We start from the raw sequence: 16,620 nt of genomic DNA, 5'->3' as shown, positions 1-16,620 counted from the left end.
CTAAGCATGGAAGTTTATTTTACTATAGAAAAATCAGCAACGGCTGAATTTAAGGACAGGGGCAGTAAGTTCCTGGCCTATGCATGGCCGGTGAAGTCGGTAGAGCAGGTGAAAGAATGCCTGCAGGAAGTGAAAAAAGAACACCCCAAAGCTACACATCATTGTTTTGCTTACAGGCTGGGTACAGATGGATTACAGTTTCGCGCCAGTGATGACGGTGAACCTTCAGGTACAGCCGGAAAGCCTATACTGGGGCAGATAGACAGCAAAGGATTGACTGATACACTGGTGGTGGTAGTCCGCTATTTTGGCGGTACATTATTAGGTGCACCGGGTCTGATCAATGCTTATAAGATGTCAGCTTCTATGGTACTGCAGGTGATTCCTGCGGTGCAGAAAAATGTAGAGGTAAAGTATCATCTCAGTTTTGACTACACTATTCTGAACGATATCATGATGGTGGTGAAACAACAGAACTGTACCGTATATGCACAGGAGTTACAGCTGTTTTGCAGTATGGATATCGGGATACCGAAAGCCGTGCAGGAGTTGGCGCTGTTGAAGCTAAAAGATATTCATGGGTTAGAAATAAAGAAGGCTTAGCGCCTTCTTTATTTATTAAAAACATACAATGATTTATAAAAGCGCTCCCGATGCCGACACGCTAAAAGCCACTGATGCCTAAGCTAATTTATTTAAAACGATCACTCACGACGAGGTCTTTACTCCCTTTCTCATATTTGTAAAATCCTTCCCCACTTTTCACCCCCAGGTAACCCGCCGTCACCATATTTACCAGCAACGGACAAGGGGCATATTTCGGATTCCCAAATCCATCCTGCAATACACGTAAAATAGAAAGACATACATCCAGTCCGATAAAATCAGCTAATTGCAATGGACCCATAGGATGTGCCATTCCCAGTTTCATCACGGTATCAATTTCTGCAACACCTGCTACTCCTTCGTATAATGAACTGATGGCTTCATTGATCATGGGCATTAAGATGCGATTGGCAATAAAACCCGGATAGTCATTGACTACACACGGTACTTTGCCTAACTGGGAAGAAAGGTCAACGATGGTGTCTGTCACACTTTTTTCTGTCGCATAGCCATTGATAATTTCCACCAGTTTCATAACCGGGACAGGGTTCATAAAGTGCATGCCGATTACCTTACCAGGGCGTTTGGTAGCAGCAGCGATCTTCGTGATGGAAATAGAAGAGGTGTTGGTAGCGAGGATGGCATTTGGTTTTGCATACTGATCCAGGTCCTGGAATATTTTCAGTTTCAGGGTAGTGTTTTCAGTGGCGGCTTCCACGATCAGATCTGCGTTTTGTACACCGGTGGCGAGGTCTGTGGTGGTGGTAATATTGCCTAAGGTACCAGACTTTATTTCATTTGTAATCGTTGCTTTTGCTACCTGTCTGTCAAGGTTTTTTTCGATGGTTTGCAAGGCGCGTTCCAGTGCCGGTGCGGATACGTCGATCAGGGTAACTGTAAAATTGTTTTGGGCGAAAACATGTGCGATGCCATTACCCATGGTGCCGGCGCCGATCACGGCAATATTTTTTGATGAAAACATGGAATTGAATTTCATCAAATTTAAGTGAATATGAAATTGAAACTTCAAATTTCAAAATTCAATTGCTTTCAACTTCGAAGGCTAATTAAAGTAACTCAAAATCGTTTTCTTCCGGCGCCGCAGGGTCCAAAACGCAAAGACAAAACCTATTCATCTATCACCGCAATCCCCAACCGTTCTCCCTTCCTTAAAATACAAAACCGGATCAACCACTTCGCGATTGATCCGGTTTTGTCAATATTTTTTAAATACTAATACCCGTATCCGTATTGTTTATTACTTCCACTCTTGAAATCTCCCCGTTTCCACGCCTGTATAAACTGTGCCCAGGCCAGTGGGTTCATAATATTCTGTGGAGGTAACTGACCTGCATAATAGAGGTTCTGCGCCTGCCTGTTAAAGTACATATTGGTTGCCTCTGCGGCATCTGGTGGTACATACCTTGAAATGGCCCTCATCTTCGCCTCTTCCGTATTTTTCCTGGCCAGTTCGTACTGGTCATCCGGCACATCCATACTTACAAACGCCTTCTCAAACTCTTCCCGCGAAGGATAAGGTTTGATGATTGTTACCGGCAGGTAAGTCGTATCATCAACCATCAGCTGCAACAGGGAATATGCATTACCTGGCAGAGTGGTAGGAATTCTAAATTCTTTTCTCTTGTAACCAATTGCAGAAAAGATAAGCGTATCACCTTTAAAAGCCACGATGGAAAACACCCCCTGCGGATTGGAGATGGTACCCCGGTTTTGTCCTTTAATGAGAATACTCACTGCAGGAACGGCTCTTAAACTATCTGCCGTCATAGTAATACCGGAAATCTGTATGATACTATCTTTGAACTGCGTTAATTGTGCTCTCAGCAGAAAAGGTAGAAACAAAAGCGAAAACAGTATGTAGGAAATCTTCTTATGCATGCCGCCTCTAAGATAAATGATTTGAATTAAACATAAGCCATAGGAATGTTTTTCCTGTACATATAGATGGATGAACGGAACCAATTGACAAAAACTATGACAGCGCTGACAAAGTAACTAGCAATTAGGTTAACTTTACAGCCTCGAATTAAAATTAACAACTATTTATGATCACTACGGAACAGATTTTAAAGGCTTTGAGCAATGTGGAAGAGCCTGATCTGGGGAAGGACCTGGTAACGCTTAACATGGTGAAAGACATTGAGATAGATGGGAATAAAGTGACGTTCACTGTTGTGCTTACTACCCCTGCCTGTCCATTGAAAGATTTGATCAGAAATGCCTGTATCAATGCTGTCCATCACCTGGTCAGCAAAGATGCTGAGGTGCATGTAAATATGACTGCCAACGTAAACTCCAACCGTAAGGATGGAAAGAGCCTGCTGCCAGGTGTGAAAAACATCATCGTGGTAGCTTCCGGCAAGGGAGGCGTAGGTAAGTCTACTGTAGCGGCCAACCTGGCTCTCGCCCTGTCTGAAGGCGGTGCCAAAGTAGGGTTGATGGATGCAGATATTTACGGACCTTCAGTACCAATTATGTTTGGGGTTCGTGGTCACCGTCCTATGATGGTGAATGTGGATGGAAAAGGCATGATCGTTCCTTTGGAGAAGCATGGTATCAAACTGATGTCCATCGGTTTACTGATCGATGAGAAACAGGCAGTAGTATGGCGTGGTCCAATGGCCAGCAGCGCCCTCAAGCAGTTCATTACCGACGTATACTGGGATGAGCTGGATTATCTGGTAATTGACATGCCTCCTGGCACTGGCGATATTCACCTGACCCTGGTACAGACTGTACCGGTTACAGGCGCAGTGATAGTAACCACTCCGCAGGATGTGGCACTGGCTGATGCGAAGAAAGGTATTGCTATGTTCAATGGTCCACAAATTAATGTACCGATCATTGGCCTGGTGGAGAACATGTCTTATTTCACACCTGCTGAGCTGCCCAATAACAAATATTACATATTTGGTAAAGATGGCGGTAAGCGGTTGGCGGAAGACCTGGAAATTCCATTCCTGGGTCAGATCCCGATCGTTCAGAGCATTCGTGAAGGTGGAGATGAAGGAGTACCGGCTATGCTGGGTGGAGAGGATGCTACCAAGCTGGCGTTTATGGGCTTTGCAAGTATGGCAGCAAGAAGCATTGCGATGAGGAATGCGAATGTAGCGCCTACGAGAATTGTAGAAGTATTTGTATAAAGAAATCATAACGGCCCGGCATTCAGGCTGGCCGCAGGTCCTGCAAAAAAAGAAGGAGTATCATTGATAAATGAAACTCCTGAGCAACGCATAAAATGGAATCTGGCTCCATCAGGTATCCGCAAAAAAAGAGGGTGTATCTAATTTTTAGATACACCCTCTTTTAATTGCGGATAACTCGCCTGATCATATTATAAAAGGCTTGCCACCTACTATTACCTCTTGTTTTTTCTCATCAAAAGTAGCCTTCATCCCAGTCCTATACGCTGCATTTGCCATAATCAGCGCAATAGAATGTGAATAAGCCGCTTCGATCGGTGCATTTCCCTGCTGTCCCTTTCTTACACTTTCCATCCAGTTACGTACGTGTGCATTCGTTAGTGGATCGCCACCCATATCAGCAGATGTAGCTACGCCACTACTGTTATTGCTCAATGTCATTTCAGGCAGCAGATTCGCATGCATTCCCATTTCCTTTGCTTCGCGTTCAGTCAAACCACCGGTTGGTGAGATCTTGTTCTTATCGATATCGATGGTACCGCCATTAGAGTAGTACATTTCCTTCACACCACCAGCAGAGTTGGAGAAGCGGGAGCTATACTGCACCTGGAAACCGGAGGTTGGATCATTGTCAGGTCCGTACTCAAAAACAGCCGTGATCGTATCTGCATTTTTACGACCATCTTTCCACATATAGATACCACCGTTTGCTACTGCGCTACGTGGGTGTTTCAGATTTGTAAACCAATGCACCGTATCGATCTGGTGAGTCATCCACTGACCAAATATACCGGAAGAATACGGCCAGAACAGGCGATATTCGAGGTATTTCCTAGGATCCCAGGTATCTTTCGGGCGGCCTGCCAGAAAGCGGGTCCAGTCAGTATCCTGTTCCCTGATTTCCTTTACTAATTCAGGGCGGCGCCAGCGACCCGGCTGGTTCACATTCCAGGTCATTTCAACCATGGTAATGGGGCCGAATTTACCTTGCTGGATAAAGTGGTTTGCAGCGTGATAACTATCCCCGCTACGACGCTGTGTACCTACCTGGAAAATTTTGCCGGAGTCTTTCACTGCTTTCAGTGCTTTGCGGGCATCGTCCATCGTTTCAGCAAATGGTTTTTCGCAGTACACATCTTTCCGCTGACCTACCGCTTCGATAGTGTGATAAGCATGCTGGAAGTCGGCCGTAGCAATGATCACCGCATCCAGATCCTTGATCTTGTACAGCTCATCATTGTTGACACATGCCTGTATATCATGACCTGCTTTTTGGGAGATAAAGGCCTGACCTTCTTCTCTGCGACGTTTCCAGATGTCAGATACGGCGATAATATCAAAATTCAGTTCCTTGTTGTTATTGAAGAAGCAGGGCAGGAGTGTCTGGCGTGCACGATCGGAAAATCCGACCAATCCTATATTTACCCTGTCATTGGCCCCCATGATGCGGGCATAACTACTGGCTGGCAAGCCCATAGCCGTAATAGAAACACCTGCACCGGCCAGCAGGGATTGTTTCAGGAATTCACGACGTGATTTCATTGGAATTTAATTTTTAATGATACAGTTCAAGGATGAGTTGATGTAAATATTTGTGTGCTGGTGCAGCTTGTACATCCATAGGATCCCAGCGGCTTTCGACGGAAATACCACCCTGGTAACGGATGTTTGCCAATGCTGCGATATAAGGTCTCACTTCATCACCGGCTACACCAGGTGCAGTCCGTTTTTCTCTCTCTGCAATGTGACAATGGACCAGGTTCTTTTTCGCTTTTTCGATGTTCACAGCAGGCTCATTTTCCTTCAGCATGTGGTAAATGTCTGCCGTAAGTTTAAAATTTGGATGGTTTACCGCGGTCACGATGGCATTCGCCTCCTCCAGCGTATTAATATAATTCGTTTCGGTACTGTTCAGGTTTTCGATGGCAATGACCACATTGTATTTAGCTGCTGTTTCGGCTATTTTCCGGCAGATGCTCACGAAGTGTGGGTTTTCCTTTTCGGGTGTCCAGCCTTCTGGCAGTTTGCGGGCATTGCCGCTACCGAGTACAATGGTAGATACTCCTGCTTTTTGGGCCCGTTGCATCACTTTATCTACATAAGTCAGGATCTTTTGTTCATCGGCTTTGGGGCCTACGATGGGTATTTCGGCAGGAATAAAGCCATTGCAGGTATTGAATTTGCAATGCATTTTTTGTTTATCTCTTAGAAATACCTGGAAGGTGTCTTCCGGGATGTCAGGAGAAAGTAGTTTGCCTACACTGCCCTCAATATAATCAAATCCGGCGGCGTGTAAAATGGAATCACTTCTATAGGTGGTGGTAACCCCTAATTTGGGCAACCGGGTTTGTGCATTCGATTGCAAACAAATGAATAAAAAAAGGCATAAGAGCCAGATAGGGGAGTTTTTCATATTTCTTCCAAAAAAACGTGGATGGAAAAGGTAGGAACATTATTTAAAAAATCAAAAATCTTCTTGATAAACGGTCGGTGGGTCTTCGGTATAGCTTCGGTGTTACTTCGATACCAAAAGGTCACTAAAAGGTCACTTCATTATCCAGGGGATATTGAGGTGACCTTTTAGTGACGAAGAAGTGACGAAGTTGTATCGAAGAAGCGTCGAACAAGCATTAAAGAAACACCGAAGCCGTATCGAAGAATTAATCCACACCCGATACCTTTTTCAAAAGGTTTTTTCCATTTTTTAAAAAATTTACCAGAACTTTAACTTCATCGATAGGGAAGTATACTGCCATGCAGTCATGATAAAATAGTATAATATTGCTCATTACGCCCGCATTGAATAAGTTTTACTTACCTTTGCGCCCCAAATAAGTATTTATATGAACAGACACGAACTGGTGAATCTGATCAAGGAGAGGCAATCTTATCTCTGTGTTGGCTTAGACACAGACATCACAAAGATTCCCCGTCACCTGCTTTCACATGCAGACCCGGTATTTGCTTTTAACAAGGCAATTATCGATGCCACTAAGGATCTTTGCGTGTCTTACAAGATCAACACAGCCTTTTACGAATGTATGGGTATCCGTGGATGGGAAACACTGCAACGCACAGTAGAGTATATCCCGACCACCCACTTTACTATCGCTGATGCTAAACGTGGAGATATAGGAAATACTTCTACACAGTATGCCAAAACATTCTTTGAAACATATAACTTTGATGCCGTAACGGTAGCCCCTTATATGGGTCGCGACAGTGTGCAGCCATTCCTCTCTTTCAATGAGAAATGGACCATTATGCTGGGCCTGACCTCCAATGAAGGCAGCAAAGATTTTCAGCTTACACAGAGTGGAGATGAGATGCTGTATGAAAAAGTGCTGAAAGCAGGAATGAGCTGGGGTACACCGGACAATATGATGTTCGTGATTGGTGCCACCCAAAGCTCACAACTGGCCTATATTCGTCAGCTGGTACCTGATCATTTCTTCCTGGTGCCGGGAGTAGGTGCACAGGGCGGAAATCTGCAGGAGATCTCAGCCGTAGCGATGAATAAGGATTGCGGATTACTGGTGAATGCCAGCCGCTCAATCATATATGCCGGAAACGGAGAAGATTTTGCACAGGATGCAAGAATAGCTGCACAAGCTTTACAACTCGAAATGGCGGAATACTTAGACGTTGCGCCAGCTACAAGATAAGCCACGCTATTATTCAATTAAAACCGATAATAAAAAACACCGCCCCCGTGCGGTGTTTTTTTATTCGCCCCTTTTCTTTAAATTGATTCCTTATCTAACCTGTTCCACATGCTGAAAGACTTGTTTCAATCCCCCGACTACTTCCGGATAGATGACCTTCTCTCCTCCGAACATATCATGGTGCGCGATGCTGTCAGGCAATGGGTAAAGAAGGACGTATCTCCCATTATAGAAGAAGCCTGTCAAACCACTACTTTTCCCGCCCAGATCATCCCGGGGCTGGGCGAACTAGGTTGTTTTGGTCCCACTATCCCAACGGAATACGGCGGCGGCGGTATGGACTACATTGCCTATGGGCTCATGATGCAGGAACTGGAAAGAGGTGACAGCGGGGTGCGGTCTACTGCCTCTGTACAAGGTTCCCTTGTTATGTTTCCCATCTTTACTTTCGGCAGTGAGGAGCAGAAGAAAAAATACCTCCCCAAACTCGCCTCTGGTGAATGGATGGGGTGTTTTGGTCTTACAGAACCAGACTTTGGCTCTAATCCTTCCGGCATGGTCACCCACTTCAAGGAAGACGGCGATCATGTGATCCTGAATGGCGCAAAAATGTGGATATCCAACGCCCCCTTTGCACAAATCGCTGTAGTATGGGCAAAAGATGAAGCAGGTATAATAAGAGGTCTCATTGTAGAAAGAGGGATGCCCGGATTCACCACCCCTGAAACCAAAGGGAAATGGAGCCTGCGGGCCAGTGCTACAGGCGAACTTGTTTTTGATAATGTCAGGGTTCCTAAAGAAAATATACTCCCATTGGCCAAAGGGCTCAAAGGCCCGTTAAGCTGCCTGTCTTCTGCCCGTTACGGTATAGCCTGGGGTGTAATCGGTGCTGCCATGGATTGCTACGACACCGCCCTGCGATATGCTAAAGAAAGGGAGCAATTCGGCCGTCCTATCGGTGGATTCCAGCTTACGCAGAAAAAGTTGGCCGAAATGATCACTGAAATCACCAAAGCCCAGCTTATGAACTGGCGCTTAGGGGTACTAAAAAATGAAGGTAAAGCCACCCCTGCTCAAATTTCTATGGCTAAGCGCAACTCCTGCGCCATCGCTACCCAGATAGCCCGCGATGCAAGGCAGATACTGGGTGGTATGGGCATTACCGGCGAGTTTCCCGTGATGCGTCACATGATGAACCTCGAAAGCGTGATCACTTACGAAGGTACCCACGAAATTCACTTACTTATTACCGGTATGGACATCACCGGATTGGATGCTTTTCATTGATATGCGGCTATTATTATTGTTATTATTACTCCCTTTGACGGCGTATTCCCAAACAGTATTGGAAGGAAAAGCACAGGGTACTTACTATGTCATTAAATACATCTCAGCAGATACGACATCACTGCAGCGGGAAATCGAGGCTATTTTCGCAGACATTGACCAATCCCTGTCTTTGTACAAACCCCATTCCCTGATCAATCAATTCAATGAAAAGGGGCATGTGCAAATGGATACCCACATGCAGGCCGTCATCAAAAAAGCACTCGTGATCAGTAAGATCACCAATGGCGCATTTGACATCACGGTTAAACCATTGGTCGATGTATGGGGATTTGGTGTCCATGCTCCGGCAGAAAGAAAAATTCCATCTCCCGATACTTTAAGAACTATCTTATCTCACGTAGGATATCAATATCTGAAAATAAAAGGTTCCGGACTTTTCCGCACCAAAGCTGGTATAACTCTCGATTGCAATGGTATTGCCCAGGGATACACTACCGATGTAATAGGCCGTTTCCTTGATAGTAAAGGCATTCAAAACTACCTGGTAGATGTAGGTGGAGAACTGTGTGCAAAAGGGAAAAACAGTCAGCAGCAATACTGGACTGTTGGTATAGAAGGTGAAAACCAGCGGGTCATTCCATTGCAAGACAGGGCAGTCACTACCAGCGGTAATTACCGTCGTTTTTTTGACTCAGGGGGTAAACGGTTTGCGCACACCATCGATCCCCGAAATGGACAAGCCATTCACAATAATATTATCAGTGTCACAGTTCTGGCAAAAGATGCTATGACGGCGGATGGTTTTGACAATGCCCTGATTTTAATGGGTGTAGAAAAAGCATTCGCTTTTATACGGCTACATCCGGAATTGCAGCTGGAAGCGGGTTTTATTTATAAAGATACGGAAGGCAATATACAGGAAAGCTTCTCTCCGGGGTTCCCTGAATAATTTAGGGCTGCTAAAAATAGCAGCCCTCTCATACTTGGTTTTTTATAGAATATGCGAAAATCCTTTTTATCTATCACCCACACATATACCAATACTATTATTACAATCGTAATAAAAATAAGTTCAATTTCGTCTGAATGGGTGATTTATCAAATAAAGAACGCTGGCAAGAATTACTCACAAAAATTAGTTAGCAGCCAAACATAATGTTACATACGGAATAATGAAATAGTACGGTTTCACTAAACCAATAAAAATCAATCACCAAGGTCCAAAAAAATTCCCAGTTTAGAAAATAATATAATGAAATAATTCCTGTCTGCTCAATTAGAATTTCTACGAAAGTTAAATTGTCTATATCCCTCTTTTTAGACTGTTTATTTCCCTCTTTTAATGGTCTACAAATGTTACAACATGAAATATGCCAAACAGACTTATCACTTTACATACAACGTATTTAAAAGCAGAATCTTATGTATGGTTAGCAAGTGGCTGTTAATGTGTTCTTAAAATTAAGTAATTGATTTTCTTATGGTTATCGTGTATCCCTATGATAGGGATTGCTAAATATTTGCGATTTTAAAGAAAAAAATTGTGAGTAGAGGAGTGAGATTAAAGATGTAGCAAAGAGGCAACAGTTTTAAATAGTATCTGTGGAATAATTACCATTTGAATAGTAAAAGCGCTGATACCGGGTAGTAAAAGCGCTTTTATTGTTAATCCAGCATTGCATCGGCGGCATCTTCCAGGAGTTTCAGATCTACCGAATCTGTTCCTGCAATACCTTCGATAGAGCCTTTGATATGTGCGGCGTTGAGTAATACCTTTTCCAGTTGTTTTTCTCTTGCTTTCCAGATCTTTTCCATGGCATCCTTTTCCTTCTGGATAGAGATTTTCATGGCCATAAATCCTTCGCGGATCGCTTTCCATTGTTCGGCAAATTCGCCACTGGTCAGGTAGCCATAGAGCATGTGTACTTTATCGCCCCTGTTTTCCTGGGTTTTGAGTGCACCGGCTACTTTGATAATACCTTCTCTGAGTACATGCGCCAGTGCCCTTACTTCGTTAAATGTGCAGATCCATACGCCTTCTTTTTCACCAAACCGTTCCATGTCTTTCGGCATGGCCTGGGTCACGAGGATGGCAATGTCTGCTCCCTGGCTGCGCATATCGGCTTTCAGCTTTTCCAGCCAGTCTCTTGCAAAGTCTTTTGTGCGTTTGCTTTCGTAAATGATCTTGCCACATTCCTGCCCGAACTGGTTTCGGATCAGTTGAATACAGTCGGCGCCTCTTACGCCTTTGCCCACTTCAGCGATTTCGTCGAAGGGGAAGGCGCCTTTCAACAGTTCTTCCAGCACCAGTTCCTGTATTTCACCTTGTAACTGTGTAGAACCCTGTTCTGCTTTACGCCGCATTTCTTCGGCCAGTTTGCGCTGGTCTTCCAGTTGTTTGGCCATTTCAGCCAGTTTTAACTGGTACTCATGGTCTTTCAGCTGGTTGCGGTCGGCTTCTTCCCTGCGGATCTTTTCAGTGAGCAGGTTACGCTCTTCCAGTAGTTTTTTCTGGATAGAGATTTCGATTTCCTGCTCCTTGGCCATCAGGTCCTGTTCCTTGCGCAGGAAGTCCAGTTCCTGGCGCCTGGCCTCCTTCAATTTTTCTTCCTGTTCTATATTGGCCTGTTGCAGGAGCTGTAACTGGTTTTCGTAAGTTTCGGATATGCTCTTACGGATATTCTCAGACAGGGTCGCCTGTAGTTTACTCTTTTCAGTTTCGAGTAACTTAGTGAGCTCCTCCTGTTGTGATTGCTTTTGTTGTTCTACCTGCTGGCGGATTTGAGCCAGTTGATTTTTTTCATTTTGTAATGCATCCACACGTTTGCGCCATTCAGTTTCCATTTTACCGCGCATCTCTTTTTCAATATCTGCTGCAAATGCATCCTCCATGACAAACTGGTGCCTGCAGTTAGGACAGGTGATTTGTGTTCCCATGACTTCGAAGTTACGATAAAAGTACATGGAGCGCTACGCACTGGATGTGCGTATTACTTTTTTTCCTGCATTTCTTTTAACATACGAAAAGCCATGAAACCTAACAGGGCGATAATACCGACGATGGCAATCCAGATCCACACCTGACTGGTAAAAAGGGTGAAGCCTTTTGCTGGTGAAGGTTTTGAATGGTTGATATATTTCATCTGCTCCCTAGGTATACTGATCAGTGGTAGCTCCCTATTCAAACTATCTGCAAAATAGGTGAGATCGTATTTGGGGGCAGTTAGATCAGCATTGCCTGTTAATATCAGATATGACTTTCCCTGTTCCAGATAAGCCGCCATGTATCGGGGTAGTTGCCAGGCATTTACATCCTCAATTTTTAAAGGAGGATTATCCTGGTTGTCAATGCGTATTTCAAGGGTATCTGTTTTGACCTCGTGCGACAATACCACTTCATTCGATTGGCCGGAAGTAAGTGTAAAAGATTCTCCATCCACCCATGCCTGCCGCTTGTATAAGGTAGGCGCTGTGATGTTGAAAGAGAGGTTGTCGATCACATACTTTTTGGGGAATGCAAGTTTGATGATAGTCGTTTTGTTTGCATGGCGGATATTTATCCCGGAAGAAGGAACCGGTAATGGGCTAGTAGACTTTTGTTCATTATAATACTGTCCTGCACCTGTAATATTCAGTGGTGCACTGCTGGAATCATTGATGAGCAGACGGATATATTTATAATCAGTGTTTGGCAGATTGATCTGAGGTTTGGTCGGATCAAAGTAAAAATCCGGAACCAGTCCATACCATTGTTCTAGATCATTGCTGCCGGTGACATTCATAGATTTTGAAACCCATGTGTTTTTGACCATGAGTGTTACATAATTGATTGGTTGGCCGGTTGCATTACTGAAAATGAAGGAAGAGGTACCATTAGTTACCTGTTTATTTTCTATGACAGCAAATGATTTGATACTGGCTATGTCGTAGTGCATGGCTTCTTTCTTCAGCAGGTAGGGTACTTCTGTTTTTTTATCCTGATAGATGCGGAAGTCTGTATAACCCGGTGCCTGGCTTCCGCTGATGAGGCCAGGTCCGAGCAGGATATTATAAAATCCATTTCGCGGCACATTGGTAATGACAGCCTGCCATGAAAACTCGTTCGCAGCTATCTCCTGTGCAGTCAGTGAAGCATTGCAAAGGAGGAATATGATCAATAAAAAATTAAGCTTTTTGTTCTTGCTTGTCATCCAGAATGATTTTTTTCAATCGTTGATACATGAAGGAAATAATCAGTAATAATACGCCCAATGATATAAATGCGGCGATCTTACCACCTTCTGAGAGGGTACTGATATCTACCAGGAATAATTTTAAAATGGTGATACCAAAGAGTGCGATCGCGATAATACGCACATTTTTGTCCGCCCATTTTAAACCAAGGAACATCAGTACAAAGGCATAGATACCCCATAAAATACTGTACCCGGTTTTCTGATTACTATGCACAATGCTGTCAATGTCAGCCCGTGGATGCATAGCGATCAGTACCACCACGTGATCCAGCAATGCACTGAGGGTATATAGTACAACCACTGTATTCAGGATCTGTAGCAGGAATACCCGGTTGTCTTTGAGCAAAGGTTTGATAAATTTCCAGACCATGAATAGCATCACTATCACTACAGGAGGAATGATGAAATACGTGCCGAAATAACTACCCGTTCCAGCGCCAGTCAGCCATGCATTCCGGAAAATCACAGCTGTATCATTATCATTCACAAACACGGCCAGTGATATCAGGGTGAATATGAGGATCAGGTACCTGAACATCGCATGTCCTTTGCTGGTAATGTACAGCAATACGGCCAGTGCAATATAGTTGACCAGATGTGCCATCATACCGGCAATAGGTGGTATGCGTAAGTGGAACTGGAAGAACACTTCCATTTGTATGGTCGCATAGATGAGCACAACGAAAGCGATGTTCAACAGCAACTGCATGTGCGGCAATGGCAGTATTGGGAAGAAGTTTTCATCTTTTTCCTTTGCCAGCAATTTCCTGTAGATAAATAATGCGGCTACAACAGCTGCATTAGTAATAAAACCCCTGTTTAGCACAGGTGTCATTAGCACCATGTGATAACCATATAGATTGAACCAGTCCATGATCAGACTACCAGCGGTGAGTACCATTACAATGAGCGATGCAATCTTCATCAGTTTGAGTGCAGAGCGCTGGTAGAGGTATAACAGCAATACACTTTCTGCTGCCCAGAACAAGGTGATGTAATGGCCTTTCAATTGAATAGGCGCAGCAAGACTCAGGAAAGAAAGTACTAATCCTATGAGGAAGTAGATCAACAGCCGGTCTGCGTATTTATTCCTATGCAATACATATGCAAAGACAAAATTGAATACAGCGATCATCGCCGTGAATAATCCCTGGAACATGCCACCGTGAATATGTGCGAGGATCACCATACCTGCGGCATAATACAGGAATGTATTACTTAGCAGCAGGATGATTTCAGGTTCCCTGAATGGTCTGTGCAAACGAATATTGTTCACCACATTCATGAGGAAAAACACGATATAGAACAAGGTTGCGAATACCAGTGCCGTGATATAAGGTACAGGTTTGGCCGGCGATTCAGTACCGATGCTATAAGAGAGCCAGGTGCCAAATAACAACACCGTTGCGATGTACGAAATGATATTGACAAGGTGCCACTTTTTAAAGTAAGCCAGCACCAGCATACCTGTATTCAGAATGAGGATATAAGTAAATAATACACCTGCATTACCATGGCCTGTACTTACGAGGAAAGGCGCGGTGAAGCCGCCTAAGATTGCTAATACGGCCAGTTCCACACGATTGTAACTGATAGATAGAAAAACAGCGAATGCGGTGATCAATATCATCATGATGAAAGCCAGCGTCTGGCTAATGAGATGATATTGCTGAAAAGCAATTGTGATAGAGAAATACAATACAGCGATCCCTCCGCCTACCAGTACAGAACTGAATGCAGCAAAGGTTTTGCGCATACGGTGTGCAATACCCAGCAGGATGCCGCCACATAGAATGCCGATGAAAGTACGGCCGGTTTCGTTGATCCAGTTTTGGTCGATCGCATATTTCAGGAAGAAACCAATACCGATCACTAACACACCAATACCAATTTTGTTAAAGAGGTTTTCACCGATAAATTTCTCCAGATCAGGGTATTTTTCCCAGAAGGTAGGAATAGGCTCCGGTGGTGTTTCCACTACGCTCATAGGTGGATATGGAATATACGTTTCTTTATGGGGAACAGGCTGCGGTTCTCTGGCATGAGGCGGTGATTCCGGTTTAGGTAGCGGCGGCGGGACCGGTTTAGGCGGCGGCTGTGTATAAACCGGTGGCGGCGTGTAGGCAGGTGATGGTGGTGTAATCTCCTTTTCTACCTGTGGCAGTGTGAGGTTGTCCAGCCTGCGATGCAGGGAACTCAGCTGATCGAGTAGGTCACTCTTCAATTTGATGATAATGATCAGGATAACAACCAGGAGTAAACAAATGATAGTTTCGAACATACAATAATAAATATGTATAGGAAATATATTGCGTTCAAATATAATCTATTCTCCTACAATTATATTGGCGTTAATTTTTTGCGTAGCTATTTGAATTCAAGAATTAAAATGATTACATTAAGAGATGCAAAAGATAATAGTTTGGAAAAACAGTACGATCAATACGACTGAATTTGTCAGTATTGAAAAGGAAGAAATGACTACCGTCAAGGGATATATCACCGGCGAGGGCTTCGGAAAGCCATGGCTGGTGAGATATACGCTCACACTCAATCCACGTTGGGAAGCACAGACAGTAATCATCGAAGTAATGTCTGAGCAGAACTATACCATTGAGTTGTATAAGAATGATTTACAACAGTGGTTGAATGAAAAAGGAGAGCACCTAAAAGCCTTTGATGGTTGTGTAGATGTAGATATCTCTTTCACGCCTTTTACCAATTCATTGCCTATCAACAGGCTGCAGCTCACGAAAGGAGAGGGGCAGAACATCAGTGTTGTATGGGTAGATATTAAAAATGGAGATGTGAAAAGGGTGAAACAGCGGTATCTGAACAAGGGGAGTAAGATTTACAAGTATGAGAATGAGCACTCCGGGTATATTTCAGAGTTGATTGTAGACGATGAGGGGTATGTAGTTGATTACCCTGGCGTATGGCAAAAGATATATTAGGATAATGCCTATGCGATGATTTAATCTGTCAAACTGAGTTTTTTACCTTCCACAACTGAAATAATTATGAAAAACTGAACCGTAAAGCTATCTTTTCACAATTAGACATATTGTGCCTACAATATGGATTGTACTAAACTGGCAGGATCATTCCCTGCCAGTTTTTTTATTTGTTGTACCTTTGCAGTATGAAAATGAATAATACGGATACTGTGCGGATGGCGGAGATCAAATTATACTTTCTTGATCCGCCATATACATTCAAGATTCATAGCTATGCGGCTCCTCAGTTGGAGGAGGTATTTACCATCCTCGGTAAGTACGGCACCTGTTCCGCAAGCATAATGGACAGTCTGCTGGTGCTGAAGACCTCCTTTGCGGAGTCGGCAGGGAATGCAGAGAAGACAAGGAGGGTAATGAAGGACATTGCCGGGGTGATGAATGGCCTTAACAGGATGAAGTAGTCACCATTTTGTGTGAATTTGAATTATACCCACCATTGATATCGAAGGGAATTCTACCTTTAGAGAGCAATTCCTATTCATGCGTTACCTCATTTTGTTGTTACCTTTTTTGCTGGGTTGTCATGATCAACCCAAATAGCATTCTCATGCTTTTTATTACTGGAAATTTGATGACCAGTCTTTCTCTGGCGTCGATACTGCACTCATCAGTCAATTACATGTAGATCATTTCTATATTCACT

Annotated in this window: 14 protein-coding genes; 7 read left to right on the top strand and 7 right to left on the bottom strand. The window is 43.8% G+C overall.

The genetic code is table 11. The annotated features are described in order from the left end of the window. The first annotated feature begins 6 nt into the window (after positions 1-6). A complete protein-coding gene (locus tag SIO70_RS28825) occupies positions 7-603 on the top strand; it encodes a YigZ family protein (RefSeq protein ID WP_320576735.1) in 597 nt (198 codons plus the stop codon). A gap of 88 nt (positions 604-691) precedes the next feature. On the opposite strand, the gene SIO70_RS28820 is transcribed toward SIO70_RS28825, so the two are convergent. Beyond that, entirely contained in the window at positions 692-1,588 is an 897-nt protein-coding gene (locus SIO70_RS28820) for a 3-hydroxybutyryl-CoA dehydrogenase (protein ID WP_320576733.1), read from the bottom strand. A gap of 251 nt (positions 1,589-1,839) precedes the next feature. After that, entirely contained in the window at positions 1,840-2,505 is a 666-nt protein-coding gene (locus SIO70_RS28815; protein WP_320576731.1) for a carboxypeptidase-like regulatory domain-containing protein, read from the bottom strand. A gap of 167 nt (positions 2,506-2,672) precedes the next feature. Here SIO70_RS28815 and SIO70_RS28810 point away from each other — a divergent pair, with 167 nt between their 5' ends. Beyond that, positions 2,673-3,770 (top strand): Mrp/NBP35 family ATP-binding protein, encoded by a 1,098-nt coding sequence (locus SIO70_RS28810; protein WP_320576729.1) that lies wholly within the window; start codon positions 2,673-2,675, stop codon positions 3,768-3,770. Between the two features lie 186 nt (positions 3,771-3,956). On the opposite strand, the gene SIO70_RS28805 is transcribed toward SIO70_RS28810, so the two are convergent. Both SIO70_RS28805 and SIO70_RS28800 read right to left on the bottom strand, forming a co-directional pair. Next, on the bottom strand, positions 3,957-5,312 hold the full coding sequence (locus SIO70_RS28805; RefSeq protein ID WP_320576727.1) for a Gfo/Idh/MocA family oxidoreductase: 1,356 nt from the start codon (positions 5,310-5,312) through the stop codon (positions 3,957-3,959). 13 nt (positions 5,313-5,325) lie between these two features. Further along, positions 5,326-6,135: a sugar phosphate isomerase/epimerase family protein gene (locus tag SIO70_RS28800; RefSeq protein WP_320576726.1), complete on the bottom strand. Its 810-nt coding sequence runs from the start codon at positions 6,133-6,135 to the stop codon at positions 5,326-5,328. A 478-nt stretch (positions 6,136-6,613) separates the two neighbouring features. Here SIO70_RS28800 and pyrF point away from each other — a divergent pair, with 478 nt between their 5' ends. From pyrF to SIO70_RS28785, 3 genes are all read left to right on the top strand, one after another. Then, on the top strand, positions 6,614-7,435 hold the full coding sequence (pyrF, locus tag SIO70_RS28795) for an orotidine-5'-phosphate decarboxylase (RefSeq protein ID WP_320576724.1): 822 nt from the start codon (positions 6,614-6,616) through the stop codon (positions 7,433-7,435). 108 nt (positions 7,436-7,543) lie between these two features. Further along, on the top strand, positions 7,544-8,722 hold the full coding sequence (locus SIO70_RS28790) for an acyl-CoA dehydrogenase family protein (protein WP_320576722.1): 1,179 nt from the start codon (positions 7,544-7,546) through the stop codon (positions 8,720-8,722). After that, a complete protein-coding gene (locus SIO70_RS28785; protein WP_320576719.1) occupies positions 8,709-9,674 on the top strand; it encodes an FAD:protein FMN transferase in 966 nt (321 codons plus the stop codon). The genes SIO70_RS28790 and SIO70_RS28785 overlap by 14 nt, the downstream gene beginning before the upstream one ends. A gap of 716 nt (positions 9,675-10,390) precedes the next feature. Here the strand turns inward: SIO70_RS28785 and SIO70_RS28780 are convergent. From SIO70_RS28780 to SIO70_RS28770, 3 genes are read right to left on the bottom strand one after another with little or no spacing between them, the layout of a single operon-like run. Continuing rightward, entirely contained in the window at positions 10,391-11,662 is a 1,272-nt protein-coding gene (locus tag SIO70_RS28780; protein WP_320576718.1) for a DUF2130 domain-containing protein, read from the bottom strand. A gap of 53 nt (positions 11,663-11,715) precedes the next feature. Then, positions 11,716-12,915 (bottom strand): hypothetical protein, encoded by a 1,200-nt coding sequence (locus tag SIO70_RS28775; protein WP_320576717.1) that lies wholly within the window; start codon positions 12,913-12,915, stop codon positions 11,716-11,718. Continuing rightward, positions 12,890-15,241 carry a DUF2339 domain-containing protein gene (locus SIO70_RS28770; RefSeq protein WP_320576716.1) on the bottom strand — a complete coding sequence of 784 codons (2,352 nt, stop codon included), beginning with the start codon at positions 15,239-15,241 and terminating at the stop codon, positions 12,890-12,892. The genes SIO70_RS28775 and SIO70_RS28770 overlap by 26 nt, the downstream gene beginning before the upstream one ends. A 124-nt stretch (positions 15,242-15,365) precedes the next feature. Between SIO70_RS28770 and SIO70_RS28765 the strand changes: the two genes are divergently transcribed. Next, the gene (locus tag SIO70_RS28765; protein WP_320576715.1) at positions 15,366-15,914 is read left to right on the top strand and encodes a putative glycolipid-binding domain-containing protein; all 549 of its coding nucleotides are present in this window, start codon (positions 15,366-15,368) and stop codon (positions 15,912-15,914) included. Between the two features lie 188 nt (positions 15,915-16,102). Then, on the top strand, positions 16,103-16,378 hold the full coding sequence (locus SIO70_RS28760; protein WP_320576714.1) for a hypothetical protein: 276 nt from the start codon (positions 16,103-16,105) through the stop codon (positions 16,376-16,378). The last annotated feature ends 242 nt before the right edge of the window (positions 16,379-16,620 follow it).

It is taken from the genome of Chitinophaga sancti, from assembly GCF_034087045.1.
Taxonomy (GTDB): domain Bacteria; phylum Bacteroidota; class Bacteroidia; order Chitinophagales; family Chitinophagaceae; genus Chitinophaga; species Chitinophaga sancti_B.
Note: the sequence above shows the minus strand (reverse complement) of the source record. Positions and strands in the feature narration are given on the sequence as shown.

Excerpts from the sequence above, each read along its gene's own strand:
- SIO70_RS28825 (WP_320576735.1), top strand. The coding sequence starts at position 7 with ATGGAAGTTTATTTTACTATAGAAAAATCAGCAACGGCTGAATTTAAG.
- SIO70_RS28820 (WP_320576733.1), bottom strand. The coding sequence starts at position 1,588 with ATGTTTTCATCAAAAAATATTGCCGTGATCGGCGCCGGCACCATGGGT.
- SIO70_RS28815 (WP_320576731.1), bottom strand. The coding sequence starts at position 2,505 with ATGCATAAGAAGATTTCCTACATACTGTTTTCGCTTTTGTTTCTACCT.
- SIO70_RS28810 (WP_320576729.1), top strand. The coding sequence starts at position 2,673 with ATGATCACTACGGAACAGATTTTAAAGGCTTTGAGCAATGTGGAAGAG.
- SIO70_RS28805 (WP_320576727.1), bottom strand. The coding sequence starts at position 5,312 with ATGAAATCACGTCGTGAATTCCTGAAACAATCCCTGCTGGCCGGTGCA.
- pyrF (WP_320576724.1), top strand. The coding sequence starts at position 6,614 with ATGAACAGACACGAACTGGTGAATCTGATCAAGGAGAGGCAATCTTAT.
- SIO70_RS28790 (WP_320576722.1), top strand. The coding sequence starts at position 7,544 with ATGCTGAAAGACTTGTTTCAATCCCCCGACTACTTCCGGATAGATGAC.
- SIO70_RS28785 (WP_320576719.1), top strand. The coding sequence starts at position 8,709 with ATGCTTTTCATTGATATGCGGCTATTATTATTGTTATTATTACTCCCT.
- SIO70_RS28780 (WP_320576718.1), bottom strand. The coding sequence starts at position 11,662 with ATGGGAACACAAATCACCTGTCCTAACTGCAGGCACCAGTTTGTCATG.
- SIO70_RS28775 (WP_320576717.1), bottom strand. The coding sequence starts at position 12,915 with ATGACAAGCAAGAACAAAAAGCTTAATTTTTTATTGATCATATTCCTC.
- SIO70_RS28770 (WP_320576716.1), bottom strand. The coding sequence starts at position 15,241 with ATGTTCGAAACTATCATTTGTTTACTCCTGGTTGTTATCCTGATCATT.
- SIO70_RS28765 (WP_320576715.1), top strand. The coding sequence starts at position 15,366 with ATGCAAAAGATAATAGTTTGGAAAAACAGTACGATCAATACGACTGAA.
- SIO70_RS28760 (WP_320576714.1), top strand. The coding sequence starts at position 16,103 with ATGAAAATGAATAATACGGATACTGTGCGGATGGCGGAGATCAAATTA.